Raw genomic sequence first — 26,167 nt, 5'->3', positions numbered from 1 at the left:
GCATACCGGACGGTGCATGCTTGTCGGCGTGGATGTGCTGGTGTTGGGTCCAGTGCAGGTGTGGGCCGACGGTGTCGCGGTGACCGTCGATCGACCGCTGGAGCGGGCGGTGCTGGTGCGGTTGGCGTTGGCGAACCGCGTCCCGGTGCCGGATGGGCGACTGGCCGAGGATCTGTGGGGCGCGGAGGTCGAGCGGCCGGTTCAGCGACTGCGGGTAGTTGTTTCGCGATTGCGCGCCGCGCTCGGGCCGTTGGCGGAGGTCATCGGGCGAACGCCCGCGGGGTATCAGGTGACGGTCGCCGCGACGGATCTGCTCGCGGCCGAGGCGGCGGCGCAGCGGCTGCATACCGCGCGGCGCGCCGGCGACTACGGTGCCGTCGCGGCGGCGGCCGAGGCGGCGCTCGGATTGTGGCGGGGGCCCGCGCTGGCCGATCTGCGCACGGTGCCGTTCGCGGCCGCCGAAGGGGAGCGGCTCGATGATTGGCGGCTTTCGCTGACCGTCGCGGCGTTGGAGGCGAACCTGGAACTCGGTGCGGCAGGCGAGGTGGTGACCGAGCTGACCGGTCTGGTCGCCCGGCATCCGCTGCACGAGCCGTTGTCGTGTCTGTTGGGGCTGGCGTTGTACCGGACGGGACGCCAGGCCGACGCGCTGGACCGGCTGACACGGCTGCGGCGGGCGTTGTCCGAGGAGCTGGGTATCGACCCTTCGCCGGACACGGATGCGCTGGAACTCCGTATCCTGGAACATGATCCGGCGTTGCGTGCTTCGGCGGTCGTGTCGAGTGGTGAGTTGTCCTCGGTCGATCAGGTGACTTCCGCACCGGGCGGTACGGCTGCCGGCGCAAGCGAGTCCGCGACGGAACCGCGGCCGAGGCATAGCCCCGCGCCGGTGCTGGCGGCGCCGATGACGAGCTTCGTCGGCCGTGGTCGTGAATTCGCCACGCTCACAACGCGTCTCGCGCAACCCGGCCTGACGACGGTGGTCGGTGACGCGGGCAGCGGAAAGTCGCGCCTCGCCGCCGAACTCACGCGCTCGGTCGATCGGTCCGGCCGACCGGTCGTCCTGGTCGAGCTGGCACCGCTCGACCGCGCTGACGATGTGTTGCCCGCGGTGGCAGCGGCATTGGCGGCAGGCGAGCTGGCCGCCGACGGGTCGATCGACCCGAATGCCCCGTTGCCCGGGATCATCGACGCACTCGCCGGGGTCGGCGCGCTACTGGTTCTCGACAATGCGGAGCATGTTCTCGAATCAGTGACCGAATTGGTCATGGCAGCAGCAGGTTTCAGCATTCTGGTGACCTCGCAGCGGTCGTTGGCAGTACCCGGTGAGTCGGTATATCCGTTGGGCCCGCTGGATCGCAGTGTCGCCGTGGCGCTCTTCATCGAGCGAGCCGGACTGCACGGACTGGTGACGGCGGCGGAGCGGGACAGTCTGGTAGCCATCTGTGCGGCGGTGGACTGGCTGCCGCTGGGCATCGAGCTGGCCGCCGGTCTCACCAGGACGCTGACGATTTCCCAACTGGCCCAACGGATCGACGATCGGGTCCGGCTGCTGGTCGGCGGCGTGCGGGGTGTTGCAGGCGGTCGGCACACCAGCCTGCGGGTGGCGCTGGACTGGAGCTATGAGCTGCTCGCCGACCGGGAACAGAAGGTATTGCGCAGGCTCGGCGTCTTCGCCGGCGGCTGCACCCTGGAGGCCGCCGAGGCGGTGGTGCCGGCCGGCGACCTCGAGCAAGGCGATATCGCACCGGCCATGGTGGACCTGGTGAATCGAAACCTCGTCACGGTCCAGACAGACGGTGCGGCACGACGTTTCCTGCTGTTGGAGACCGTCCGCGACTACGCGCTGGCCCGGTTGGCGGAGGCGCACGAGGTCGAGCAGTTGCGCGCCGGACACCTGCGCTGGTGCCTGAACCTGGTGCGCGCGATCGGTGCACCCGACGGGTTCGCCGCCGCCGAGTCGGTCGCCGCGGTGTTCGCGGAGTGGCCGAACATCCTGGCCGCACTGGAGCGCGCGCCCGTAACGCCAAGGGCCACAGATGGTTTGCGGCTCGCGGTGGAGATGCATGTGCCCTGGCTCACCAGGGCCTGGTTCCACGAGGCGCAGCGCCACTACGCCGCGCTCACCGAGTCGGCCGAGGTCACCCCGCACGAGCTGGCACAGGCCTTGAGCCACTACGGTTTTCATACGCTGATGACCGGCGACCTGGAGGCCGCGGCGGTACAGCTGGCCAAGGCGGGCGAGCTGGCCGCGCCACTCTACGATGCCGAACTCGCCCAGACCGTCCGCTATTACCAGGGCATCGTCGATATCGAACGGTGCAGGCTGCCGGAGGCCGTCGCCCGGCTGCGCGAAGGGGAGCGGCTTGCCGTCCGCGACACCCAGGGCGCCTCGTTCGCCGACGCGCTCGGCACGGCACTGTTGTATTCGGGACAGCCCGCCGAGGCGCTCGCCGCCTACACCCGATCCAGTGCGGTCGACGCGGCGCACCAGGACGAGCACGGACTCTCCCGCGGCCTGAGCAACCGGGCCAAGGCGCTGCTCGGGCTCGGCCGACTGGACGAGGCACTGGCCACCGCCGGGGAATCCGACCGCTACGCCCGCCGTTTGGACGACCGGCAGATCCTGCCGCTGAACGATCTGACCCGCGCCGCCGCCGCGCTCACCGCGGGCAACCTCGACGCGGCGGAGTCGTACTGCCGCGCCGCCCTCGCCCACGAGGCGGACGCGACCGGCCTGGCCCGCGTCGACCTGGCCGACGTGCTGCTGGCCAAGGGCGAAACCGGCGCGGCGAGAACGCTGCTCGACGAGGTCTTCGCGGCCGCGCCCGGCGGCGTGCCGCTGCTGGCCGCCCGCGCCGTCTCGGTCGCGCTGCTGTTCGCCGAAGGCGACGACGCGGCCGCACGGTCGTTGCTCGCCGACGTCCGTGCCGAGTGCGCCGCGGCGGGCTTCGGCTGGCAGCGCTACACGGACCGGCTGTTCCACACCGGCTGTACCGGTGAGACGTGGCGGAACCCCTGCTGAGCGGGGCTGAGGGCGCTGCTAGCGGTTGGCAAACGGCCCGCGACCTGGCCGAACCGGGCTGATCAGGTCGTCCGCCACGTCTGTTGAGGGTGACCCGGACGGGCGAGTGCAGTAGCGTCAGGTGCAGATCCAGCAGTTGAAGACCACGTATGACTCGACCTAGGAGACGACGACATGTCATACCCGTCCGGGGGCTCCGGGTACAACACACCCGCGCCCTCCACCCCACCCAGCTCCGGTTCGACGGCGACCGGCGCCACTTCCGCCGAGACTGCGTCCGGTGCCGAGGCCAAGGGGCTGCCGTTCTTCCTGGTGGTCGGTGTCGCAGCGCTCGGCGTGCTGAACTTCCTGCTCGGTTTCCTGCCCTATGTCGGCACCAAGGCGGTCGATTTCGGCGGCGCCCGGGTGGCGAACAGTGAGACCGCGAGCCTGTTCGAGGCGGGTGGCGCGGCCCTGCTCGGCCTGCTGCTGCTCGGCGGCCTGCTCGCCGCGCTGTCGGTGCTGCCCAAGCAGAGCTGGACCGGTGCGGCCGCGGCGGCGTCCGTCGCGGGCTTCCTCGCGCTGGCGCTGCACTCGTTCACCCTCTCCGACGGCATCGAGCTGAAGTGGGGCGCGTTCGCTCTGCTCGTGCTCGCCTTCGTGCAGGCCGCGCTCGCGGTCGGCGCGGTGCTGTTCGAGTCGGGCATCGTCAAGGCGCCCGCACCTCGGCCGGCCAGCCAGCCGGGCTTCAACCAGGGCGGCTACGGCCAGCAGCAACAGTCCTCGTTCTCCGCGTTCGGGCAGAACCAGCCCGGCTACGGCCAGGGCCAGCCGGGTCAGCCGGGGCAGCCCTACGGCCAGCAGCAGTCGCCCTACGGCCAGCAGCCCGGTTACGGTGCGGGGCAGCAGGCTTCGCCGTACGGCCAGAGCCAGCCGAGTCAGCCCACCTACGGTCAGCAGGGCCAGGCCTACGGTCAGCCCGGGTACGGCCAGCAGCCGCCGACCACGGCTTTCGGTGGGCCGCAGCAGGGTTCGCCGTACGGTGCGCCGAGCCCGGCGCAGCAGCCGCGCCCGGACGAGAACGCCACCCAGCACTTCGGCTCCGCGCAGCAGCCTGCCCAGCAGTCGCCGTACGGTTCGTCGAACTACGCGCAGCCGGGCCAGCAGAGCGCCCAGCAGCAGCCGGGCCAGCCGTTCGGCGGCGAGCAGAGCGGCGACCCGTCCGCCGACGCCACCCAGGCCTTCCGCCCGTCCGACGACAACAAGTAGCAGTAGCTCCCCGGCGCGGGCCATCCGGCGCGCCTGACCCGCTCGTGCCGGGGGAGCTGCCACGCTGAATTGTCATGAGTGAGCGTCAGCGAGTGAATCAGGGATGCAGCGCGCCTGAGCGCACGATGCAGCCGAGCGGTCCCGAGGCGGCCTCGTGAATTCGTCCAGAAACTCCCTCGTCCGCCGGACCGGTGGCTCGCGCCAGGTGCCCGAGCCGCCCGAGCCCGACGAGGCCGGGTTTCTGTCGCTGACCCCCGAGCGCGCCAGGGTGCTCGTCCTGGTCGCCGGGCGTCCGACGACCTATGCGCTCGCCACCATCATCGTGCTCGTGCTCGCCACGCTGCTGACCTCGGGCAGCAACCTCGCCGGTACCTCGGGGGCGATCGCCGCGGGATGGCTTGGCGTGCACCAGGTTCCGCTGGTGATCGGCAAGACCTCGCTCGGCCTGCTGCCGCTGTTGCCGACCGCGCTGGTGCTGTGGCTGGCCGGGCGGGAATGCGCCCGCGCCGTCGAACCCGACTGCACGCGGGCCGATCTCGGCTGGATAGTCGGCGCGGCACTGGGCGGTCCACTGCTGATCACGGCCATCTGTCTCGCGGTCGCCGAGGACGCGTCCGGTGTCGTCGCGCTGCAACCGCCGAACACTCTCGCCGCGTTCGCCTGGGTATTCGGGTTGTATCTGATCGCCGCGGTGGGCGGTATCGCGACCAGGAACCGGCGTGAGCTGTTCGTCCTGCTTCGCCTGCCCGAGTGGGCGATCTCCGGTGTGTACGGCGCGGGCCGGGCCATGCTGCGGCTGCTCGGCTGCGCCGCGGCGCTGGTCGTTCTCTCGTTCCTGGTGCACATTCCGCGAGTCGGGGACACCTATCAAGGGGCGGGCAATTTCGCCGGGGTGCTCGGCCTGACCCTGCTCTCGCTGGCCTACCTGCCGAACCTGGTGGTGCAGGCGGTCGGCGTGCTCGTCGGCTCCAGCGCGCAGATCGGTGCCGCCTCGTTCGGCGTGTTTTCCGTTGTCGGCGGCCCGATTCCGGCCGTGCCGCTGATGGCGGCGGTGCCGACCGGACCGGCCGCTGGCTGGTGGCCGGTGCTGTTGCTGATCCCGGCGGCGGTCGGCGTGCTCGGCGGGCTCGACCTCGCCCGGAGCTCCACCGACCGGATCGACGCGCCCTGGGCGACCCTGTGCTCGGCGGCGCTGGCCACCGTCGGCTTGCTGCTGCTCGGCGTCGTTGCGGGCGGTGACCTCGGCACCTTCGGCCGGATCGGACTCGATCTGCCCATCTTCGCCGTGGTCACCTTCGCGTGGCTGGCCATTCCCGGCTACGTCGGGCTGGCGTTCGCGCGCTGGTTCCTCGTCCCGGTCGGTACCGCCCCCGACGGCTACGCCGACCCGTACGACGAAGACGACGACTACTACGCCGACGACAATTACGCGGACGACTACTACACCGACGACGAGTACACCGACCACCGCGACTACTTCGAGGACGGCTACGCCGACTACGACGGCGCGGACCTGGAAGTCGAGTTGGACGGCGAACTCGTCGATGAGCAAACCGCGATCGACACCGTGCGTGCGCCCGGTGCGAATACCACACCGGACATCGTCGATGCCGAGGTGGTCGAGGCGGACCTGCCGGAAAGTGGCCGGGTCGAGGGTCGTTAGGCTCTATCGCGGCGGAGCTCTTCCGTCCGCCATCCGGATCGACTCGCAGGAGTAGAGCCCTGAGCTCACCCACCGCGCCGGCCTCGCCGGCTGCCGACCCCAGCCCGTCGCCGCTCGCCGCGTGGACACCCGCCGCGGCCCCGGCGACCGTGGTCGTGCTCGCCTCGGGCACCGGTTCGCTGTTGCGCGCGCTGCTCGATGCGGCCGCCGCCGCGGACTTTCCGGCGAAGATCGTCGCGGTCGGCGTCGACCGCGGGTGCGCGGCCACCGAGCACGCCGACGCCGCGGGTGTGCCGCACTTCAAGGTGGCGCTGAAGGACTTTCCCGATCGCGCCGCCTGGGATGTCGCGCTGACCGACGCGGTCGCGAGCTACACACCCGACCTGGTGGTCTCCGCCGGGTTCATGAAGATCCTCGGCCCGACCTTCCTCGGCCGGTTCGGCGGCCGGATCATCAACACCCACCCCGCGCTGCTGCCCGCTTTCCCCGGCGCGCACGGGGTGCGTGACGCGCTCGCCTACGGGGTGCGGGTCACCGGCTCGACCGTGCACCTGGTGGACGCGGGCGTCGACACCGGGCCGATCCTCGCGCAGGAGGCGGTGCCGGTGCTGCCCGAGGACGACGAGGCGAGCTTGCACGAGCGCATCAAGGTTGTCGAGAGGCGGTTGCTGGCGCAGGTCGTCGCCGCCGTCGCGACGCGGGGCATTGTTTCCGACGGACGAAAGGCAGTTATCCCGAATGAGCGAGTTCTCCGGTGAGTGAGCGCAAGGCGATCAAAAGGGCGCTGGTGAGCGTCTACGACAAGACCGGCCTCATCGAGCTGGCGACCGGCCTGCACGCCGCGGGCATCGAGCTGGTGTCCACCGGCTCGACCGCGGGCAAGATCGCCGACGCGGGCATCCCGGTGACCAAGGTCGAGGATCTCACCGGTTTCCCGGAGACCCTGGACGGCCGGGTGAAGACGCTGCACCCCAGGGTGCACGCCGGCATTCTCGCCGACACCCGCAAGCCGGAGCACGTCGAACAGCTGGTGGAGCTGGGCGTCGAGGCGTTCCAGCTGGTGGTGGTGAACCTGTACCCGTTCACCGAGACCGTGGCCACCGGCGCGAGCCCGGACGAGTGCGTCGAGCAGATCGACATCGGCGGCCCGTCGATGGTGCGCGCCGCGGCGAAGAACCACCCCTCGGTGGCGGTGGTCGTCGACAGCGGTGACTACGACGAGGTGCTCGGCGCGGTGAAGTCCGGCGGCTTCACGCTGGCGGAGCGGACCACGTTGGCGGCCAAGGCTTTTCAGCACACCGCGAGCTATGACGTCGCGGTCGCGAGCTGGCTGACGAACACGCTGGTGCCCAGGGTGACCGAGCGTGAGCAGGCGGCCGACGAGCTGTTCCCGGCCTGGCTCGGTGGCACCTGGGAGCGCGCCGCGGTGCTGCGCTACGGCGAGAACCCGCACCAGGCGGCGGCGCTGTACACCAACAACGACGGTGGTCTCGGCCTCGCGCAGGCCCAGCAGTTGCACGGCAAGGAGATGTCGTACAACAACTACACCGATGCCGACGCGGCCTGGCGGGCCGCCTATGACCACACCGCGCCGACGGTGGCGATCATCAAGCACGCCAACCCCTGTGGCATCGCGATCGGCGCCGACATCGCCGAGGCGCACCGCAAGGCGCACGCCTGCGATCCGGTGAGCGCGTTCGGCGGCGTGATCGCGGCCAACCGCACGGTCACCGTGGAGATGGCCGAGCAGGTCGCGGAGATCTTCACCGAGGTGATCGTGGCCCCGGCCTACGCCGACGGCGCGGTAGAAGTGTTGCAGCGCAAGAAGAATGTGCGCATCCTGATCGCCGAGCCGCCGCGGCGCGCCGGCGCCGAGCTGCGCCCGATCAGCGGCGGCGCACTGTTGCAGCAGCGCGACATCCTCGACGCCGCGGGCGACGACCCGGCCAACTGGACGCTGGCCGCGGGCGAGGCAGCCGATGTCGAAACCCTCGCCGATCTCGAATTCGCCTGGCGCGCTTGCCGTGCCGTGAAGTCCAACGCGATCCTGCTCGCGCACGACGGTGCCTCGGTCGGCGTCGGCATGGGTCAGGTCAACCGGGTGGACGCGGTGCAGCTCGCCGTGCAGCGCGCCGGTGACCGCGCCAAGGGTTCGGTCGCGGCCTCCGACGCGTTCTTCCCGTTCCCGGACGGCCCGCAGCAGCTCGTTCAGGCGGGTGTCCGCGCGATCGTGCAGCCCGGCGGCTCGGTCCGTGATCAGGAAACCATCGACCTGGCTCGGGAAGCCGGAGTGACGCTGTACCTGACTGGGTCTCGCCACTTCGCGCACTGACCCCGCCCAGCCTCGAACGCCACGTCGGTTCGCCGATGTGGCGTTCGGCGTTTGGGGGGCCTGCAATCCGACTCCCGCACACCTTTTGATTTCCCGCATACGGAATGGCATGCGAATCCGTATGCGGGAAATCAAAAGGTGTGCGCCTGCATGGCAGCGGTGCGGCCGGGCGCCGGTCGGCTGGTCGGCGGCGCGGTTGTCGACGAGGCGGCTGGCGGTGGCGAATCGCGGATGGGCGTGCTGTCGGCGCTGGGTTTCGTACAGTGACCGCATGTCGATTCGTGCGGTGGCTGCCGGAGTGGTCGCGATGGTCGCTGCGGTAGCGATGTCACTCAGTGGACAGCATTCGGCCGGGGCGCAGCCGGGAGCGCCGCAGACGCTGCCTACGCTGAAAGCGTGGGAGCCCGGCAGGGGAGCGTTCTCCCTCGGCGCGCAAACGCGGGTGGTCTACACGCACGATGGTTTGCGCGACACCGCAACAGATTTCGCCGCCGGGTTGCAATCGTTCACGGGCAATACTGTTGTCGCGCAGGCAGGTTCAACCGGCAGCGCCGGTGACATCGTGCTGAGCATCGGACCGGTACCGGGCGCACCGGAAACCCCTGAGGCCTACCGCATTTCGATCGGCGAAACCCTCGACCTGCGCGGTGCCGACCTCGCCGGCGCGTTCTACGCCACCACCTCGACCCTGCAACTGCTGCGGCAGCGCAACGAGCTGCCCGGTGGCACCGTGACGGATTGGCCGCAGTACCGCGAACGCAGCCTGATGCTGGACGTCGGCCGCGAGTTCATGCCGATCGACCTGCTGCGCGCGCAGATCCGCCGCATGGGCTACCTCAAGCTGAACCTGCTGCACCTGCACCTCTCGGACACCTACGGCTTCCGCCTGGAAAGCGAACGGCATCCGGAAATCACTGCCGCGCAGCACTACTCGAAGCAAGACATCCGCGACCTGATCGAGTACGCGGCGCGATATCAGGTCGAGATCGTGCCGGAGGTCGACTTCCCCGGCCACATGAACGGCATCTTGGCCGCGCACCCCGACCTGAAACTCCGCAGCGCGAACGGGCGGGTCTCCGACGCGGCCATCGACATCGCGAATCCGCGCGCCTATGACCTGATGCGCGACATCCTCGAGGAGTTCCTGCCGCTGTTCCCCGGCCGCTACTGGCATCTGGGCGCGGACGAGTTCCTGCTCGACGGTGCCCGGGTCGCGAGCTTCGACGAATACCCGCAGATCGGCGCGTACGCGCGCGCCACCTACGGTCCGCAGGCGCAGCCGGTGGACGCCTTCCTCGGCCTGATCAACTGGGGCGCGGATATCGTCCGCGCGCACGGCAAGCGGCCGCGCGTGTGGAACGACGGATTGCACGCCGGCGCGGGCACCCTCGCCATCGGCGCCGACATCGTCGTCGACTACTGGAGCCGGGCGGGCGTCCCGCAGCTGCCCCTGCCGTACTTCGGAAACGCGCGCAGTCCAGCCGATCTCATCGCCGCGGGCCACGAGATCAGGAATACCGCGTTCACGCCGACCTACTACGTGACCGGCGGGCCGACGGCGGTGGGCAACGTGCCACCGCCCATCGCCTACCAGTTATGGGATCCCACCCTGTTCGTGGACGGCACCCGCCTGACGCCGGCCCAGAACACCCGCAACCTCGGCTCGGGTCTGTTCGTCTGGTGCGACGACCCGACGGTGCAGACACCGGACGAGATCGCCGCCTCCATCGCGATGCCGCTGCGGGTGACGGCACAGCAGACCTGGGGTCCACCGCAAGCGATCAGCTATCCCGAATTCGCGGCCCTGGCCGATGCGGTGGGCGAACCCGCGTCGTAGCGTGCTCGCCGCCTACACCGCGCTCAGGACTTGCCGGTTGCCCAAAGGTGCCTTCAGCGGAAGCTCGAGCGTGCCGAACACCGCGTTCATGGTGCACATCCGGCCGACCGCGTCGGCGCGGGTGCCGGAGCGCAGCTCGACGGTGACCGTCGAATCAGTCTCGCGCACAGTGGCGTCCACGCCGTAGCATTCGGGCGTGCCGGTCTGGAAGTTGACCGCGATCCGGTCGTCTGCCAGCCGCGTCCAGGAGTCGAACGCAATCGGGCGCGCGTTCACGATGGTCGGGTCGGCGGTGAACGGGCGGCCGCTGTTGCCGCCGGTGTCCTGGGTGGGGGTGCTCGGCGCGGCACTCGTCGTCGTACCGGTTTTCGGTTGTGGCGCAGCGTCATCCGCACCTCCGCACCCCGCCGCGGCGAGGCACCCGAGCACAACGGCAACAGCTGCGGCGGCGCGCCCGCCCGACATCCGAGTCATGCCGACAACACTAGTGGGCGCGGCCGCCGCCATCTCACACAGAACATGACACGGCAATAGGACACACCCCACAGTGAACTTTCGGCGAACCGTGCGCGTAATCCCTACGTAACCCGCGTCAGAGCAGTATCTTCGGCCTAGATGCCCGCCTGTGTTTGCGGCGCGCATCGATTGTCGGATGCTCTTCAGAATCTTCGAAAGGAAGTACCGTGGGCGACACACTGCGCGTAGGCGAAGAACTCGGACTGGGGCAGTCCCTGCAGGGTGGTGCTTACACCCTTACGTTGCAGGACGACGGCAACCTGGTGCTCGTCGAGCCGGGCGGAAATGTGGTGTGGTCCACCCTGACTCACAACCAGGGTGTTGAGCGCGCGACCCTGCAGGACGACGGCAACTTCGTGCTGTACAAGGGCGAGGGTTCGGCCTGGTCCACCGAGACCAATGGCAAGGACGCGGACCGGCTGGTCGTGCAGGCCGACCGCAACCTGGTGCTGTACGGCAAGGACGGCAGCGCGCTGTGGGCCTCCGACACCAAGACCGACAACCCGCTGCAGGCCCCGGAGCCGGAGCCGGTCGCCGAGGCCCCTGCCGCCGAAGAGGTTCCGCCGCCGCCCGCGGCCCCCGCCGCGCAGACCTACACGGTCGAGCCGGGTGACACCCTGTGGGCGATCGCCGAGCGCTTCTACGGTGACGGCAACCGCTACCAGGAGATCGCGAACGCCAGCGGCATCGACAACCCGGACGCGATCAACCCGGGCCAGGTGCTGACCATCCCGTAACTCGTTGCGGCGCAAGACAAAAGTGGGACCCCGAGCGATCGGGGTCCCACTTTTTCGTGCGGCGGCGTGACTACCGGCTGGTGAAGGGCAGCAACGCCATTTCGCGGGCGTTCTTCACCGCGACGGCGACCTGCCGCTGCTGCTGTGGGGTGAGCCCGGTGACCCGGCGGCTGCGAATCTTGCCGCGATCGGAGATGAACGTCCGCAGCAGGTTGACGTCCTTGTAGTCGACCTTCTCGATGCCTGCGGCAATGAGCGGGTTCTTCTTCGGACGGCGGGCCTGTTCGGCGCGAACCTTCTTCGACGGTGCTCGCTTGACTGCCATATAGGGATCCTTCGTACGAGAACGGTGGTTGTCTACCAGCTCGATTTGCGCACACCGGGCAACTCGCCCCGGTGGGCCATCTCGCGCACACGCACACGGGACAATCCGAACTTCCGGAGGTGACCGCGCGGTCGTCCGTCAGCGGCGTCCCGATTGCGCAATCGTACCGGACTGGCGTCCCGCGGCTGTCGTTGCAGCTCAGCGAGGGCGTCGGCCCGGTCGGCGTCGGACGTGGCCGGCTTGCGGATGAGCTCCTTCAGCTCGGCCCGGCGCTCGGCGTAGCGCGCGACGACGGCGGCTCGCTGCTCGTTGCGGGCTATCTTCGACTTCTTCGCCATGTCAGCGCTCCTCCGGAAAGACGTTGTGCGGCATTGTGTTCACCGCTCCTCGCGGAAATCGACGTGCTTGCGTACGACGGGGTCGTATTTGCGCAGCACCATCCTGTCCGGATCGTTGCGGCGGTTCTTCCTGGTCACATACGTGTAGCCGGTGCCCGCGGTGGACTTCAGTTTGACGATCGGCCTGAGCTCGGTCGATTTGGACGCCATCGGTTTCTCCTCGTCAGATCTTGTCGCCGCGGGCGCGGATCCGGGCCACCACGGCCTCGATCCCGTCCCGGTCGATCGTCTTGATGCCCTTGGCCGAGACGGTCAGCGTGATGCGCCTGCCCTCGCTGGGCAGGAAGTAGGTCTTGCGCTGGATGTTGGGGTTCCAGCGGCGGTTGGTCCGCCTGTGTGAGTGCGAGACGGACTTGCCGAACCCGGGCTTACGCCCGGTGACCTGGCAGTGGGCCGACATACGGGCTCCCTCCGGTAGATGACAATCATTTTCGACAACGATTGATCGACAATGTACCGTTGCCCTGACGCAAATGAAAATCGTTATCGAAAGGGGTGCTGTCCGTGGTCCCATCGGAGACCGACCGGCGAACACCGGTCGTGGTGCTCGCGGGATTCGCCGGGCCCGCCGCGGCGGGCGCCGAGTACGCGGCGACCGCGCTGTGCCAGGAAGCGCCCGGCACCGTGGTCGTCCATCACGACCTGAAACAACTGAACGAGGGGATCGTGCACCGCACGGTGCGCAGCGCGACCTACGAGACGTCCGACGTGCTCGAACTCGCGCACGGCTGTGTCTCCTGCACCCTGCGGATCGACCTGCTGCCGCTGCTGCGCACGCTGGCCGCGCGGGATTCGGTCGACCGCATCGTGCTGGCGCTGGATCCGGCCTTCGAGGCCGAGGCGGTCTGCCACGCCATCGAACACGTTGTGGTGGAAGGCATTCTGAGCCGGGTGGACGGACCGGCCGGCCGGGACGTGCGCATCGACGCGGTGCTGACGTTCCTGGACGCGAGCGCGTGGCTGGCCGACGCCACCGGCGAGGACACCCTCGCCGAGCGCGGTCTCGCCCGCGCCGACGACGAGCGGACGGTGGCGCAACTGGCCGTCGGTCAGGTCGAATTCGCCGACGCGGTCATCTCAGTGGGGCCCGCGGCGGCGGGGACCGAGGTCGAGCGCGGCAAGCTCGGCGCGGTGCTGGCCAGGCTGGTCCCCGACGCGCCGGTGGCCTGGGTGGACGACCCGCAGACGCTCACCGCGGCCCGGATCGAGGAGCTGCTGACCCGCATTCCCGCGCACTCGCGCCGCGGCCGGATGTTCGACGCACATGCTCCGCTGCTGCGCGGCCAGCCGCCGCTCACCAGCGATTACGGTGTCGCCCTGCTGGAATTCGCGGCAAGCAGGCCGTTCCATCCCGGCCGCCTGCACGAGGCGATCGACGTGCTGTTCGACGGCGTGGTGACCGCCCGCGGCCGGATGTGGCTGGCCACCCAGCCCGATGAGGTGGCCTGGCTGGAGTCCGCGGGCGGCGGCCTGCGCGTCGGCAGCGCGGGCCGCTGGCTGGCGGCGATGTCGGAAGCCGAACTCGCGCAGGCGGATCCGGACCGGCGGGCGATGGCCGCGCTGCGCTGGGACGACCAGTTCGGCGACCGGGACATCTCGCTGGTGATCCTGGTGCACGACGCCGACCCCAACGAGATCCGGGAGGCGCTGCACTGGGCGCTGGTGGAGGACGACGAGCTGCGCCTGGTCGAACGCGCGCCCGAACGAGTCGCGCAGTGGGAGGACCCGTTCGGCGCCTGGCATGCCGATCCGTGCGAGAGCACCGAGTCGACGCTGCCGATCGAAGACGTGAAAAGCCCGAGAGGAGAGGCGAAATGAAATCAGGAATCCATCCGGACTACCACCCGGTGGTGTTCGAGGACGCGGGCACCGGCAAGCAGTTCCTCACCCGGTCGACCGCGACCAGCACGCGCACCGTGCAGTGGTCGGACGGCAACACCTATCCGCTGCTGATGGTCGACGTGACCTCGGACTCGCACCCGTTCTGGACCGGCGCGCACCGCGTGCTGGACAGCCAGGGGCGGGTGGAGAAGTTCGAGCGCAAGTACGGCAAGCGCACGCGCCGCGGGGAGGGCTGAGATGGCGGTTCCGAAGCGGAAGATGTCGCGGTCCAATACTCGCAGTAGGCGCGCGCAGTGGAAGGCGACGCCGCCGGATCTGGTGCCGGTGACCGTCGCCGGTGTGGTGCACAAGGTGCCGCGCCGACTGGTCGCGGCGGTGCGCAGGGGACTGATCGACCTCGATCGACTCTGATACCTGAACAACAGCGGGCCCCGCAGGAAATCCTGCGGGGCCCGCTGTCGGTGTGTCCGAGCTCGCTCACCCCTCCTTGTCGGCGAGGTCCGCGAGGGTCGCGGCGAGCCGGAAGTACTTGTTGTTGGCCAGGTCGGCGATCGTCTTGATCTTGAGCGCTTCCAGCAACTGCTTGTCGTGCGCTTCGGTGAGACCGGCGAGGGCCGAGGGCGGAGCGGAGAGGATTTCGTTCAGCGACTTGTTCTCGTACGCCTTGTCGAGAGCCTTGTCGAGCACCACGTTGACGGCCATGCGAACTCCTTCGAACGAACCTGGATGTGCGGCGCTCAGTGAACGCCATGTGCCAGCCGACGATAACTCGGACGGTGCTGTTGTGGGTGACGAACGCGCCGGGCCGGGGTGGAACGGCCGATCCGGCCGTCGCGCCGGGTTGATGGCCGACTTTCGTTAGGTACCCTGAACAAATGGCAATCCGACAGCTACCGGCCTGTTCGGAGCTACGTTGCAACCTCGTGCACGATCAGATTGCGACCCGATAGCTAGCAGGTGAAATACGTACTGTTGGTTGGTTTTTGGGCGGCGGAAAAGTCTCCCGGAAGTGATGCGGTCGTGTCCTGGCCCCGGTACCCTCGTGCACGAGGGCGGGTTCTCCCGGTTTCCGAGAGAACCCGCTCATCGCCAACATTCCGGCCGCGGCACCGCCACTCCGCCCCTGCGGAACAACAGCCCGCACGAGCCGACTCACCGCTTGGCCCGCGAATCCAGCTCATCACTACTGGATGTGTGCTGCGTACCCCCACCCTGCCCCGGCAAACCGGGCAGATCGGGCAACATCGACTCCAGTCGCGCCAACTGCTCACCCACCAAGTTCGCGGGCCCCTCGACCAACGACAGCGGCCACGGCCACCGTCGGCCGCACGATCGTTCCACCTGCTCGGTCAGATCGGCGGTGGTCGCCTCCAATTCGCTGATCTCGGTGCGCAATTCACCGACCTCGCCCTCCAGCTCGCTGATCCGGGCCAGCGCGGCGGCCACGCCGTCCACCAGCGTGCGATTACGGCCCTGCTCGTCGGTGCCCAACTGCGGCCAGCCCGACAGGCCCGGCCCGCGCAACTGGATCTGGATATCGCGCAGAACTGCATCTTGCTCGGGCGTCACGTCCGCCTCCTCGGCAAAATCCCACTGACCGAAATCGGTTGTCTCGGCCACGTTCAGATCGCAGACCACGCCACCGACCACCGGCTGGCGCAACGTCTGATGAATATTGCGCCGCGTCTCGACATTGCCGCCCGACCAGGCGTCGGTCTGCCAAGCCCAGGTCGCGCTCCCCGAATCCAGCGCGCGGCTCACCGACCAATACCCGCCGTAGATACCGACATTCGCGCGACCGAGCACGGTCGCGGCGCCGTCGAGATAGGCATTGATCCGCTGCTGATCCTGCGGTGTCGCGTCGAAATCGGCGGAAAAGTAGATGGGGCGATCCTGCCTGCCACCGCAGCGCAGCACCTGCGCCAAGCCCGCCCGCGCATCGACGACCCCGGCACCGTAGCCGTCCAGCATCCTGGCCGCGGTGGTCTCCCAGTTCGACGCGATCGACACACCATGTGCGCGCAGATCATCCGCCTCGGCCGGGGTCAGCAATTTGCCTGGCAGGGTGGGACCACCGTCGGACAGATACCGGACCACGAAGTCGAAACCCGCCGCGCGGATCGCCGCACCCCCCGGCCGACCCCCGGCGTAGTCGAGACCGAAACGCATATCTCTCACTGTAAATCGGGTCGACGGGGAATTCGGCGGCATTGCCGAACCCTGGCCACCCGAATCAGCTCAGAACGCGGAACTCGGCGCGGGCGCCCGCACGGGAATCGAGGTACGCCGATCTGGCGCGATCAGGATCGCACTGATCGGGACGGCCAGCGACAGCATGCCGACCACGAACGCGGGCACGAAGAACCCGAACAGATCCTCACCGGGCGGCGTCGCGCTGGTCGTCGCGAGATCGACCTCCAGCCCGAGCAGATCGGTGTAGTGCATGCCGGTGATTCCGGCCGCGAACACCACCGCCGCGCCGATCAGCAGCGACAACGGCCGCCTCGGCTGGGTGAACCACAGGGTGGCCGCCGAGACCGCCACCGCGATCGCCACCGCGCCGGCGAACAGCAGCGGAGCCATCGTGGTCGAACCCTGAATGTGCATGGAGTCCAAGGCCAGGAAGTGCATCAGGCCGAAACCACCGCCCATGATCGCCGCGGCACCGATCAGGCGCGCGACGTTCAGTGTCCGGCCCATGATGGCCAGCGCGGCCCACACCGCGAGCACCGAGATCACCGCTCCCGAAGCGACACTCCACACGTCGTAGCGGACCAGGCTGCCCGGCACCGTGACACCGAGCATCGAGACGAACACCGGTAGCCAGACGCCGACCCCGCCGATCGAGATCGCCGCGGACGCCTGCCACACCACCCGGAACTTCGAGGTCACCGAGCGGGTCGAATGCTGGATGCAACTGAAGCCGACCAGCGCACCGACCACGGAAACCGCAACGGACAGACCGATAATCCAGTAACCCATGCTGAAATAGGTCACGACTGCACCTCGCTGACGCTCGGCTCCGTCGTGCCCAAGGGCCTGTGCCTCTGGTTCGCTCGCTGACGCTCCCTCACGACTGAGCCTCGCTCACAGCACCGCCTGTTCCTGTTCGCGCTCCTGCGCGGCGAGGCGTTGGATGGCGTACTCGGTCACCGCGGCCAGCGACTGGCGCACCTCGTTGGCGTTGCGCGCGTCGATATCGACGATCGGCACACTCTCGCGCACCGCGAGCGCCTCGCGCAGTTCGGCGATCGGGAAGCGGGGTGCGTTCGGAAAACGGTTGACCGCGACCAGGAACGGCAGCTGACGCGCCTCGAAGAAGTCGACCGCCGCGAAGCTGTCTTCCAGCCTGCGGGTATCGATCAGCACCACGGCGCCGATCGCACCGCGGATCAGGTCGTCCCACATGAACCAGAAGCGCCGCTGGCCGGGCGTGCCGAACAGGTACAGCGCCAGGTTGCCCGGCAGGATGATCCGGCCGAAATCCATGGCCACCGTGGTGGTTTCCTTCTCCGGCGTATCGGCGAGGTCGTCGATGCCGTCGGAGAACCGGGTCACCATGGCCTCGGTGCGCAACGGAACGATCTCGGACACCGCGCCGACAAATGTTGTCTTACCTACCCCGAAACCACCCGCCACCACGATCTTCGTGGACGCGGTCCGATTGTCCCCGTCGGCCTGGCCGGGGTTGGTGTCGGGCCCGATCTTCTTATAGGGCACGGAGTCCACGCAAAGTCCTCTCCATCAAAGAACGGCGCTCGTCGAAACTCGCCTCGTCAGTCAGTGTCGAATGCAGACGCACAATGCCGTCTACCACGAGGTCACCGATCATCACCCGGATCATGCCGAGCGGACGATCCAAGTGAGCGGCGATCTCGGCGACGGAAAGCCGGTGTGTCCCGAGCCGAAGGATATCCGTGCGGACATCACCGGTGGGCCAGTCGAGATGCGCAGTGTAGGACAGGGTCTCGATGACCGCTTCCAGCGGCAGGTCGACCGCGGGCTCGGTACGCCCGGAGGTCAGGGCATAGGGTCGGACGCGCGTGGTCGGTCGGGGTCCAGGTCCGTAGGGATTGGACATCTCCTGCTCAAACCGCAGTACGCGCGGTGGCGGTGACCACCGTGCCGACGCGGTCGACCAGCAGCGCCATCTCGTAGCCGATCCGCCCGATATCGTGCGACTTGTTGGCGAGCACGGCCAGGTGCGAGCCGTTGCCCACGCTCATCACCAGCAGATAGCCGCGCTGCATCTCGACGATCGACTGCATCACCTTGCCGCCGTCGAACAGCGACGCCGCGCCCATCGACAAGCTGGCCAGACCCGCGGTGACGGCCGCGAGCTGCTCGGCCCGGTCCGACGGCAGGTGTGGGCTGGTCGCCTGCAGCAGGCCATCGGCCGACACCAGCACCGCGTGGGACACGCCGGGTACGTCCCGGGTGAATCTGGCGACCAGCCAGTTCAGGTTCTCATCCGTGGTGCTGTTCGCGTTGGTCATGCAAGCCCTCCGTCGTCGTACTGCGCATTGGCCCGCCCACTGCGGACCCCACTGAGATGCCTGGTCAGGTTGTTCCGAATCTCCTCGGGATCACGGGCTCCCGATTCGTCTGCCTGGGCCAGACCGCCGGGGACGAGCTGCGCGCCCGGCGTTCGGATAGGAAGTCCACCGCTGGTGCGGCCGGTAGGTGTCGGGTGGGTCGCCTCTTCGGCCGCGGTCCAGCCGACGTCGGCGGGCGAGGTCCAGGTGCTCTCGGCGGCCTGCGACGTCGCGGGCTCGACCAGCCACTCCGACACCATGCGCTGGTAGATCGGGGTCGGCGAGGCGCCTGCCACCGGCTGCAACCGCGAGGAGGTCACCGTCGCGGGCTCGGGGGTGCGCTCGGGTGCGGGGGCAGGCTTGGGCGCTGGTTCCGGTACTGCGGCTGGGCGTCGCATGGGCAGGCCCGAGCGTGAGGTGGTGCGAGTCGGTTCCCGCTCGGCGCTCGGCCCAGCCGCCCGGTGCTGGTCGGACTCGCGCTGCTGCGGCTCCCGCGGTACCCGCTGCTGGGGCACCGTCAGTTCCGGCTCCGGCTCGCGTTCGGCCGACTCGTGCTGGGACGGTTCGCGCTGGGGCGACTCGGGTTCCGGCTCGGCCCACAGACCGGCCGGCCGCTCCGGCTCGGCGTCGGCCGCTCGGATCGGTGCGCTGACGCCCACCGTCGGCGGGCCGAAGGGGGAACGATCATCGGTCGGGGTGTTGATCGACCACGGCTGCGTCGGCGGCTGTGCGTCGGAATCGGTGTCGGGTGTGTTGGTCCGCGTCGACACCGAGACGGCGGGCTGGCCGGGCGGCTCGGCGACCCGGATGGCCGGCCTGCGCTGCGGCAGACCGGAGCTGCTCACCTCGAACCGTGGCGAGGTGTGCTGCGGCAGGCTCGGCACCGGCACCAGGGTGCGCGGCTGCGCGGGCAGGTCGTAGTCGCCGGTCAGCTCCAGCGGCTTGCCGGTCGGGTCGGTGGCGTCCAGCGGCGGCGCGACCAGCGCGCCGGGCAGGTGCACGCTCGCGGTGACGCCGGGCTGCTGCGCCGTGGTGGAGGTGCGCCGCAGGCTCGCGGTGATGGTGTGCCGCTTCGCCAGCCTGCCCACCACGAAAAGACCCATCCGGCGGGCGGTTTCGACGGTGACCTCGCCACCGGAGCTCAGCCGGTCGTTGATGGCGCGCAGATCCTCGGTCGACATACCGAGGCCGCGGTCGATGATCTCGATCAGATAGCCACCGTCGACGGCGCGCGAGACCGACAGCGTGACCGGTGTGGTCGGCGGCGAGTAGCGCAGCGCGTTGTCGATCAGTTCGGCGAGCAGATGCTCGATGTCGATGGCGGGCTCGCCGGCCACGATGCCGTCCGGGACGGCGCCGATCTCGACGCGCTGATAGTCCTCGACCTGGGAGACCGCGCTCCACAGCATGTCGGAGAGCTGGACCGGGTGCAGTTGACCACGGCGCAGCGCGGTACCGGCCAGCACGAGCAGGTTGTCGCCGTTGCGGCGCATCCGGGTGGCCAGGTGGTCCAGGCGGAAAAGACTTTGCAGCCGTTCGGTGTTGTCCTCGTCGTGCTCGAGGTCCTCGATCAGCGCCAGCTGCTGCTCGACCAGCGATTGGCTGCGCCGCGACAGGGTCTCGAACATGCTGCCGATCTGCACCCGCAGGCGCGCCTGCTCGGCGGCCAGGTGCAGCGAGGCCTGGTGGATATCGTCGACCGCGCGGGCCAGCTGGCCGATCTCCTCGGTGGTGCGGATATCGACCGGCGTGATCTTCGGCGTCGCGCCGCCGGTGCGCACCACCTCGATCTCGTTCGGCAGATCGACGTGCGCGACCTGCAACGCGTCGTGGCGCAGGCGGCGAATCGGCACGACCAGCGAGCGAGCCACCGCGAGGGCCAGGGCGAGACCGGCGAGCAGGGTGGTGATCACGATCGCGACGTCGCGCAGCACCGCGCTGCGCAGCTCGATGGTCCGGTCGGCCAGCTTGGAGTCGATGGTGCCGAGCAGCGCCGTGGTGGCCTGGCGGTAGGCGTCGGAGCTGGTGCGCAGCGAATCGGTGATCACCGGGTTGTTGCCGAGGCTGTTCGGGTTCTGGCTGAGCGCGCCGATACGGGTCTGCACCGCGTCGGTCAGCACCTGCGCGTTGGTCGCGGACGACGGACTCATCTGCGGATAGGAGTACGTCAGCATCATCTCGGCGCCGAGCGTGGTCAGCATGCCCGCGAGCGCGGCCGGGTTGCCGCCGCCCGCGGTCGCCGACATGATCTGCTCCTGGGTGAGCAGGCGAGAGGCGTTGGCGATCAAGCCCAACTGCAGGAAGTACCGCTGGATGACGATCTCTTCGATCGACGAGGACACCGAGATCGCCGTGATGATCCGGGTGCCGACCTCGTCGACCTGCCCGCCGATGGTCGCGGGGGAGGAGGTGCGCAGGCCGTTGCGCATGGTGCGGGCCACCGCGATGGCGGCGGGCAGCTCCTTGGTGGTGCCGTCGTCGGATTTCTTCGTCCGCAGCGCGGTTTCCAGATCGATGGCCGCCTGATCGAACTTGGCGGCGACCGAGTCGATCGGGTCCTCGGGCCTGGCGTTGACCGCGGCGATCGCGAGTTGTTCGGTGGCTTCGCCGAATTCGAGCATCGGGCGCAGGATGCGGGCCTGCTCGGTAGCCGCGTCGAGCTTCGAGATCACCCCGAGCTCGTCCTTGATGCGCAGTCCGGCGAAGGCGGAGGCGAGCAGCACCGGCAGCAGCAGGACGATGCCGACCTTGCGCGTGACCGACATGTTGGACAGGCTGAATTGCCAGGAACGCGGTGCAGCTTCCATTCCGCTTCCGTCGCCTCCACTCCGCGCATGGTCCCCGAATGGTGGCTGTCTAGGAGCAGTCTGGATCAACCCGCCGAGAACCAACTCAAGGTCTTCTTTTTACCGCACGGAACATACCGTGCTCGATGGCCGTCGGCAATCCGAAGGTACTGGGTCTGCTGATGGCCGAATATGGCTACGCGGAACAGGTTTCGCGCTGTTTGAGTTAGTGAGTCTACATACTTCCTGGACGATTGATCTATACGGCGTGCGATCGCTGATAGCTGACCGGCTGCTGGTGTCCGGGTACCGGGCCGAGCCCGGCGCGGCGTGTCGAGCGTCCCCTCTCAGTCACCTCTCAGTCGATACGGTCAAACTGGTCGCATGCGCATTCTGGTAGTCGACGACGATCGCGCCGTTCGGGAGTCGCTGCGCCGGTCACTGACCTTCAACGGCTACTCCGTCGACCTGGCCGTGGACGGTGTCGACGCGCTCGACAAGGCGACGAGCCAGCGGCCCGACGCCTTGGTACTCGACGTGATGATGCCCCGGATGGACGGCCTCGAGGTCTGCAGGCGCTTGCGCAGCACCGGTGACGATCTTCCGATTTTGGTTTTGACGGCACGGGATTCGGTGTCCGAGCGAGTTGCCGGACTCGATGCCGGCGCCGACGATTATTTGCCGAAACCGTTCGCGTTGGAAGAATTGCTCGCGCGTTTGCGCGCGCTGCTGCGCCGCACGACCGCCGATCCCGGCGAGGTTTCGGAGGCAATGACGTTCGCGGATTTGTCGCTGGATCCGGTGACCCGCGAGGTTTCCCGCGGCGAGCGCGGGATCAGCCTCACCCGCACCGAGTTCTCCCTCCTGGAAATGCTGATGGCCAATCCGCGCCGGGTGCTGACCCGCAGTCGCATCCTGGAGGAGGTCTGGGGATACGACTTCCCGACCTCCGGCAATGCGCTCGAGGTCTACATCGGCTATTTGCGCCGCAAGACCGAGGCCGAGGGCGAGACGCGCCTCATCCACACCGTGCGCGGTGTCGGTTACGTGCTGCGGGAGACGCCCCCGTAGGGGGAAGGCCATGGCACGAACTGTTCCCAAGCGGCCGGTGGTCGCCGGGCTCGGACAGCGTCCGCCCGATCCGGCGGAGATGCGTCCGCCGATCCCGCTCACCCGCTCCGTCTCGCTGCGCTGGCGGGTGACGCTGCTCGCCGCCTCGGTGGTGGCGATCGCGGTCGCGGTGACCTCGATCGCGGCGTACGCGCTGGTCGCGCGCGCTCTGTACGCGAACGTGGATACCGAACTGCGCAGCAGGGCGAACGCGGTGACCGCCATCGATCCGTACGGCTTCAATCTGCAGAATCTGGCGCTGGCGACCGCGTTCTACCCCGACACCGGCATCGTGCTGATCTATCCCGACATCGGCCCGTATTCGGTACCGCAGGCGACCATTCCACCGGTCGGGGCGCCGGAGTGGGCGGTGTTCCACGGCCAGGCCAGTTCGTCGTTGCGCACCGTCGCCAATCAGCGCGTGCTCGCGGTGCGCACGAACGAGGGCGCGACGCTGGTGATTTCGCAGCGGCTGGAGCCGACCCGCAACGTGCTCGATCGTCTCGCGTGGTTGCTGTTCGTCGTCGGCGGCTGCGGCGTCGTGCTGGCCGCCGCGGCGGGAACGGCCGTCGGCCGCACCGGCTTGCGCCCGATCGGACGGCTGACCGCCGCCACCGAGCGGATCGCCCGCACCGACGACCTGACGCCCATCCCGGTGACCGGCGACGACGAACTCGCCAGGCTCACCGAGAGTTTCAACGCCATGCTGCGCGCGCTGGCCGAATCACGGGATCGGCAGCGCAGGCTGGTCGCAGACGCCGGGCACGAACTGCGCACCCCGCTCACGTCGCTGCGCACGAACACCGAGCTGCTGATGGCGTCGAGTCGGCCCGGCGCCCCGCGCATTCCGGACGAGGACATGGCGGAACTGCGCTCGGATGTGATGGCGCAGATCGAGGAGTTGTCGAATCTGGTCGGCGACCTGGTCGATCTGGCGCGCGAGGACGCGCCCGAAACCGTGTACGAGCGAGTCGATCTCGGCGAGGTAGCCGAGCGGGCGCTGGAACGGGCGCGGCGGCGCCGTGGCTCGGTCGAGTTCGTCTCGGCGTTCCAGCCCTGGTTCGTCTACGGCCACGAGGCAGGCCTCGAGCGCGCGATTCTCAACGTGCTCGACAACGCCGCGAAGTGGAGTCCGGCGGGCGCGCAGGTCTACGTCGAGATGCGCGAAACCGGGCGCGGCTTGCTCGAATTGACCGTCGACGATGCTGGCCCCGGTATTCCGCCCGGCGAACGTGAGCTGGTGTTCGAGCGCTTCTACCGCACCACCGCCTCGCGCTCCATGCCCGGTTCGGGGCTCGGCCTGGCGATCGTCAAGCAGGTCGTGACCAAACACGGCGGCACGATCGGCATCGAAACCTCCAGCCGGGGTGGCGCGCGAATTCGGATCGTCCTGCCCGGTGAAGCCGGTCGGCCGGTGGAGGCCTGAAACGCGCGCTGGACAAAGCGGGGCTCGGAGGAATACGAGATCCGCATAACGGGTGTTCCAGGGACTGGGATCCGCTGAATTCGACGGCGCGCGAAGCGTGCGCCGGACCCGTATTGTGTGGCGGGGGTGGCGGCCTTACTGCCGCGCGAAGTGGGTACACAGTCTCGGACAATTGAAAGCACGGTCTCAGTCCGCTCTCAGTAGTCGCCGTCAAGCTGGTCGGCAGACGCTGAGGAGAAACGAGGAGTCCATGACCGAGGATTCGAAGGACCGGCGGGACGAGCCGGCGCACACCGCACCGGATCAGCCCAACCCGACCGATCAGATCCCGGCCGCACCGGCAAGCCCCGGCGGCGCGCCGTACGGGCCAGACGCCGGCTACTCGCCGCAGGGGTACGGGCCGTATGGGGCACCGCCGTCGCCGTACCAGGCGCAGCATTCGATGGGCCAGTATCCGCCGCACCAGCACACCCAGCCGTTCCCCGGCCCGGAGTACGGTGGGCAGCCGTTCGATCAGCAGACGGCCCAGGGCGCGCCGTTCGATCAGCAGGGCGCGCCGTTCGGGGCGCAGGCTCAGCCCGCCAAGCGTCCGTTCCGGACCGGCCTGGTGCTGGGCGCGGTCGCCCTGGCCTTGGTCAGCGGTGGCGTCGGCGGCGCGGTCGGCGCGCTGGCCACCCACTCCGACGACGGCCGCTCGACGATCAGCAACGCGCTCGATCAGCCGAAACCCAACGTCAACAACGTCTCCAACGCCCCGGCGGGCTCGACCCAGGCGGTCGCGCAGAAGGTGCTGCCCAGCGTGGTGATGATCAAGGTCGCCAGCAGCCGCGCCGAGGGCGAGGGCTCCGGCGTGGTGCTGTCCTCCGACGGCCTGATCCTGACCAACAATCACGTGGCCGCGGGCGGCGGACCCAACGCCAAGATGGAGGTGCTGTTCGCCGACGGCAGCTCCGCGCCCGCGACCATCGTCGGCGCCGATCCGGTCTCCGACCTCGCGGTCATCAAGGTCCAGGGCAAGACCGGCTTGACCCCGATCGAGCTCGGCACCTCGGAGAATCTTCAGGTCGGTCAGTCGGTCGTGGCGATCGGCTCGCCGCTCGGCCTGGCGGGCACCGTGACCACCGGCATCGTCTCCGCGCTGAACCGCCCGGTGTCGACGCAGGGCGAGGGCCCGCAGAATTCGCCGAATGTGAACCCGGTGATCGACGCCATCCAGACCGATGCCGCGATCAACCCCGGTAATTCCGGCGGTGCGCTGGTCGACGGCAACGGCAAGCTCATCGGCATCAACACCGCGATCGCCAGCCTCGGCGCAGGCGAGCCCGGCGCCGGGCAGCAGAGCGGTTCGATCGGACTCGGTTTCGCCATTCCGGTCGACCAGGCCCGCCGGGTGGCCGACGAGCTCATCAAGACCGGCCACGCCACCTACGCGCAGATCGGCGTCAAGATCCAGGCGCAGGATTCGATCAACGGCGCACGGGTGCTGGAGTCCACCCCGGACGGCCCGGCCGCGAAGGCGGGCATCCCCGCAGGCGTGATCATCACCAAACTCGACGATCGCAGCATCAACACCGGCGACGCGCTCGTCGCCGCGGTTCGCTCGCACCAACCAGGAGACAAGGTGAAAGTCACCTATACCGATGAACGAGGCAGTAACTCCAAGACCGTCGAGGTGACCCTCACCGGTGCGCCCGCGGACGGCGGCCGATGATGCGGGTGCTGCAGGGTGGCTGGACGCCGCTGCTCGACACGGCCGCAGAGGTTCTCAGCACAAGCGCTACGGTGAGCACCATGGAAATCGATGCTCCGGTGGCGGGGCGTGCTCTGGTGGTGGTCGTCGATGATCGAACGGCGCATGGAGGTGTTGACTCGCTCGGCCCGCTGGTCACCGAGCTGCTCACCGAGGCAGGGTTCCTCGTCGACGCGTCGGTGTCGGTGCAGGCCGACGAGGTCGAGATCCGCAACGCGCTGAACACCGCGGTGATCGGCGGTGTCGACCTGGTCATCTCGGTCGGCGGCACCGGCATGTCCCCGCGTGACGTGACGCCCGAGGCCACCTCGCAGGTGCTCGATCGCGAGTTGACCGGCATCAGCGAGGCGCTGCGGGCGTCCGGCCGGGTGGCCGGTTCGCTCGACGCCGGCCTCTCGCGCGGTGTGGCCGGCATTTCCGGCAGCACCCTCGTGGTCAACCTGCCCGGCACCCGGGCCGCGGTGCGCGACGGAATGGCGACGCTCGGCCCGCTTGCCAGCAAGGTGATCGGCGAACTGTCCGGATTGGTCGAATAATTTCGGGCGCCGGTTCTTCCGACGACATCCCTCGTCCGGCCGCTCGCCGGGCGAGGGATGCGGCGCGTCTCGCCGAAATATTCGGCGACACCCTCCCAGAC

Annotated in this window: 26 protein-coding genes; 14 read left to right on the top strand and 12 right to left on the bottom strand. The window is 68.9% G+C overall.

Annotated features, from left to right (window positions below):
• The first annotated feature begins 28 nt into the window (after window positions 1-28).
• The 6 genes from IBX18_RS00275 to IBX18_RS00250 all read left to right on the top strand — a co-directional run bounded on the left by IBX18_RS00275 (window position 29) and on the right by IBX18_RS00250 (window position 10,105).
• The gene (locus IBX18_RS00275) at window positions 29-3,025 is read left to right on the top strand and encodes a BTAD domain-containing putative transcriptional regulator (RefSeq protein ID WP_194831820.1); all 2,997 of its coding nucleotides are present in this window, start codon (window positions 29-31) and stop codon (window positions 3,023-3,025) included.
• 174 nt (window positions 3,026-3,199) lie between these two features.
• The gene (locus IBX18_RS00270; RefSeq protein ID WP_194831819.1) at window positions 3,200-4,273 is read left to right on the top strand and encodes a DUF5336 domain-containing protein; all 1,074 of its coding nucleotides are present in this window, start codon (window positions 3,200-3,202) and stop codon (window positions 4,271-4,273) included.
• 154 nt (window positions 4,274-4,427) lie between these two features.
• Window positions 4,428-5,936, top strand: coding sequence for a DUF6350 family protein (locus IBX18_RS00265; protein ID WP_194831818.1), 1,509 nt, complete (start codon window positions 4,428-4,430; stop codon window positions 5,934-5,936).
• A 59-nt stretch (window positions 5,937-5,995) separates the two neighbouring features.
• Window positions 5,996-6,694: a phosphoribosylglycinamide formyltransferase gene (gene purN / locus IBX18_RS00260; RefSeq protein WP_228540331.1), complete on the top strand. Its 699-nt coding sequence runs from the start codon at window positions 5,996-5,998 to the stop codon at window positions 6,692-6,694.
• Complete coding sequence (purH, locus tag IBX18_RS00255) at window positions 6,691-8,268, top strand: bifunctional phosphoribosylaminoimidazolecarboxamide formyltransferase/IMP cyclohydrolase (protein WP_194831817.1); 1,578 nt, start codon at window positions 6,691-6,693, stop codon at window positions 8,266-8,268. The genes purN and purH overlap by 4 nt, the downstream gene beginning before the upstream one ends.
• A 271-nt stretch (window positions 8,269-8,539) precedes the next feature.
• Window positions 8,540-10,105, top strand: a complete 1,566-nt coding sequence (locus tag IBX18_RS00250; protein ID WP_194831816.1) for a beta-N-acetylhexosaminidase — start codon at window positions 8,540-8,542, stop codon at window positions 10,103-10,105.
• 12 nt (window positions 10,106-10,117) lie between these two features.
• On the opposite strand, the gene IBX18_RS00245 is transcribed toward IBX18_RS00250, so the two are convergent.
• Entirely contained in the window at window positions 10,118-10,579 is a 462-nt protein-coding gene (locus IBX18_RS00245) for a hypothetical protein (RefSeq protein ID WP_228540233.1), read from the bottom strand.
• Window positions 10,580-10,788: 209 nt separating this feature from the next.
• Here IBX18_RS00245 and IBX18_RS00240 point away from each other — a divergent pair, with 209 nt between their 5' ends.
• Window positions 10,789-11,358 (top strand): LysM peptidoglycan-binding domain-containing protein, encoded by a 570-nt coding sequence (locus IBX18_RS00240; RefSeq protein ID WP_194831815.1) that lies wholly within the window; start codon window positions 10,789-10,791, stop codon window positions 11,356-11,358.
• A gap of 70 nt (window positions 11,359-11,428) precedes the next feature.
• Here the strand turns inward: IBX18_RS00240 and rpsR are convergent, their stop codons facing one another.
• From rpsR to rpmB, 4 genes are read right to left on the bottom strand one after another with little or no spacing between them, the layout of a single operon-like run.
• Window positions 11,429-11,683 carry a 30S ribosomal protein S18 gene (gene rpsR / locus IBX18_RS00235; RefSeq protein ID WP_040738992.1) on the bottom strand — a complete coding sequence of 85 codons (255 nt, stop codon included), beginning with the start codon at window positions 11,681-11,683 and terminating at the stop codon, window positions 11,429-11,431.
• A 32-nt stretch (window positions 11,684-11,715) separates the two neighbouring features.
• Entirely contained in the window at window positions 11,716-12,021 is a 306-nt protein-coding gene (rpsN, locus tag IBX18_RS00230; protein ID WP_194831814.1) for a 30S ribosomal protein S14, read from the bottom strand.
• 39 nt (window positions 12,022-12,060) lie between these two features.
• Complete coding sequence (gene rpmG / locus IBX18_RS00225) at window positions 12,061-12,231, bottom strand: 50S ribosomal protein L33 (protein ID WP_011211511.1); 171 nt, start codon at window positions 12,229-12,231, stop codon at window positions 12,061-12,063.
• 13 nt (window positions 12,232-12,244) lie between these two features.
• Window positions 12,245-12,481 (bottom strand): 50S ribosomal protein L28, encoded by a 237-nt coding sequence (gene rpmB, locus IBX18_RS00220; RefSeq protein ID WP_194831813.1) that lies wholly within the window; start codon window positions 12,479-12,481, stop codon window positions 12,245-12,247.
• A gap of 95 nt (window positions 12,482-12,576) precedes the next feature.
• Between rpmB and mrf the strand changes: the two genes are divergently transcribed.
• From mrf to rpmF, 3 genes are read left to right on the top strand one after another with little or no spacing between them, the layout of a single operon-like run.
• Window positions 12,577-13,899 (top strand): ribosome hibernation factor-recruiting GTPase MRF, encoded by a 1,323-nt coding sequence (gene mrf / locus IBX18_RS00215; protein WP_194831812.1) that lies wholly within the window; start codon window positions 12,577-12,579, stop codon window positions 13,897-13,899.
• Window positions 13,896-14,159 (top strand): type B 50S ribosomal protein L31, encoded by a 264-nt coding sequence (locus tag IBX18_RS00210; protein WP_194831811.1) that lies wholly within the window; start codon window positions 13,896-13,898, stop codon window positions 14,157-14,159. The genes mrf and IBX18_RS00210 overlap by 4 nt, the downstream gene beginning before the upstream one ends.
• A 1-nt stretch (window position 14,160) precedes the next feature.
• On the top strand, window positions 14,161-14,334 hold the full coding sequence (gene rpmF / locus IBX18_RS00205; RefSeq protein WP_107659359.1) for a 50S ribosomal protein L32: 174 nt from the start codon (window positions 14,161-14,163) through the stop codon (window positions 14,332-14,334).
• 66 nt (window positions 14,335-14,400) lie between these two features.
• Here rpmF and IBX18_RS00200 read toward each other — a convergent pair whose 3' ends face one another.
• The 7 genes from IBX18_RS00200 to IBX18_RS00170 all read right to left on the bottom strand — a co-directional run bounded on the left by IBX18_RS00200 (window position 14,401) and on the right by IBX18_RS00170 (window position 21,265).
• Window positions 14,401-14,625, bottom strand: coding sequence for a hypothetical protein (locus IBX18_RS00200; RefSeq protein WP_107659358.1), 225 nt, complete (start codon window positions 14,623-14,625; stop codon window positions 14,401-14,403).
• Window positions 14,626-15,075: 450 nt separating this feature from the next.
• Window positions 15,076-16,092, bottom strand: a complete 1,017-nt coding sequence (locus IBX18_RS00195; protein WP_194831810.1) for a glycoside hydrolase domain-containing protein — start codon at window positions 16,090-16,092, stop codon at window positions 15,076-15,078.
• 69 nt (window positions 16,093-16,161) lie between these two features.
• Window positions 16,162-16,920: an MHYT domain-containing protein gene (locus tag IBX18_RS00190; protein WP_194831809.1), complete on the bottom strand. Its 759-nt coding sequence runs from the start codon at window positions 16,918-16,920 to the stop codon at window positions 16,162-16,164.
• Window positions 16,921-17,010: 90 nt separating this feature from the next.
• Window positions 17,011-17,643 (bottom strand): ATP/GTP-binding protein, encoded by a 633-nt coding sequence (locus tag IBX18_RS00185; protein WP_370465408.1) that lies wholly within the window; start codon window positions 17,641-17,643, stop codon window positions 17,011-17,013.
• Window positions 17,633-18,004 (bottom strand): DUF742 domain-containing protein, encoded by a 372-nt coding sequence (locus tag IBX18_RS00180; RefSeq protein WP_107659355.1) that lies wholly within the window; start codon window positions 18,002-18,004, stop codon window positions 17,633-17,635. Before IBX18_RS00180 ends, IBX18_RS00185 begins: the two co-directional genes overlap by 11 nt.
• 7 nt (window positions 18,005-18,011) lie before the next feature.
• A complete protein-coding gene (locus tag IBX18_RS00175) occupies window positions 18,012-18,419 on the bottom strand; it encodes a roadblock/LC7 domain-containing protein (protein ID WP_107659354.1) in 408 nt (135 codons plus the stop codon).
• Window positions 18,416-21,265, bottom strand: coding sequence for a sensor histidine kinase KdpD (locus IBX18_RS00170; protein WP_194831808.1), 2,850 nt, complete (start codon window positions 21,263-21,265; stop codon window positions 18,416-18,418). Before IBX18_RS00170 ends, IBX18_RS00175 begins: the two co-directional genes overlap by 4 nt.
• A gap of 363 nt (window positions 21,266-21,628) precedes the next feature.
• On the opposite strand from IBX18_RS00170, the gene IBX18_RS00165 reads away from it, so the two are divergent.
• The 4 genes from IBX18_RS00165 (at window position 21,629) to IBX18_RS00150 (ending at window position 26,066) form a co-directional block, all read left to right on the top strand.
• Window positions 21,629-22,315 (top strand): response regulator transcription factor, encoded by a 687-nt coding sequence (locus IBX18_RS00165; protein ID WP_135233448.1) that lies wholly within the window; start codon window positions 21,629-21,631, stop codon window positions 22,313-22,315.
• A 10-nt stretch (window positions 22,316-22,325) separates the two neighbouring features.
• Entirely contained in the window at window positions 22,326-23,780 is a 1,455-nt protein-coding gene (locus IBX18_RS00160; protein ID WP_107659351.1) for a HAMP domain-containing sensor histidine kinase, read from the top strand.
• A 250-nt stretch (window positions 23,781-24,030) separates the two neighbouring features.
• On the top strand, window positions 24,031-25,491 hold the full coding sequence (locus IBX18_RS00155) for a S1C family serine protease (RefSeq protein ID WP_194831807.1): 1,461 nt from the start codon (window positions 24,031-24,033) through the stop codon (window positions 25,489-25,491).
• A gap of 80 nt (window positions 25,492-25,571) precedes the next feature.
• The gene (locus IBX18_RS00150; protein ID WP_040739017.1) at window positions 25,572-26,066 is read left to right on the top strand and encodes a molybdenum cofactor biosynthesis protein B; all 495 of its coding nucleotides are present in this window, start codon (window positions 25,572-25,574) and stop codon (window positions 26,064-26,066) included.
• The last annotated feature ends 101 nt before the right edge of the window (window positions 26,067-26,167 follow it).

This window comes from Nocardia sp. XZ_19_369 (assembly GCF_015355715.1).
In the GTDB taxonomy this organism is placed as follows: Bacteria; Actinomycetota; Actinomycetes; order Mycobacteriales; family Mycobacteriaceae; genus Nocardia.
The sequence above is the reverse complement of the archived record's forward strand: the minus strand, read 5'-3'. Positions and strand labels throughout refer to the sequence as shown.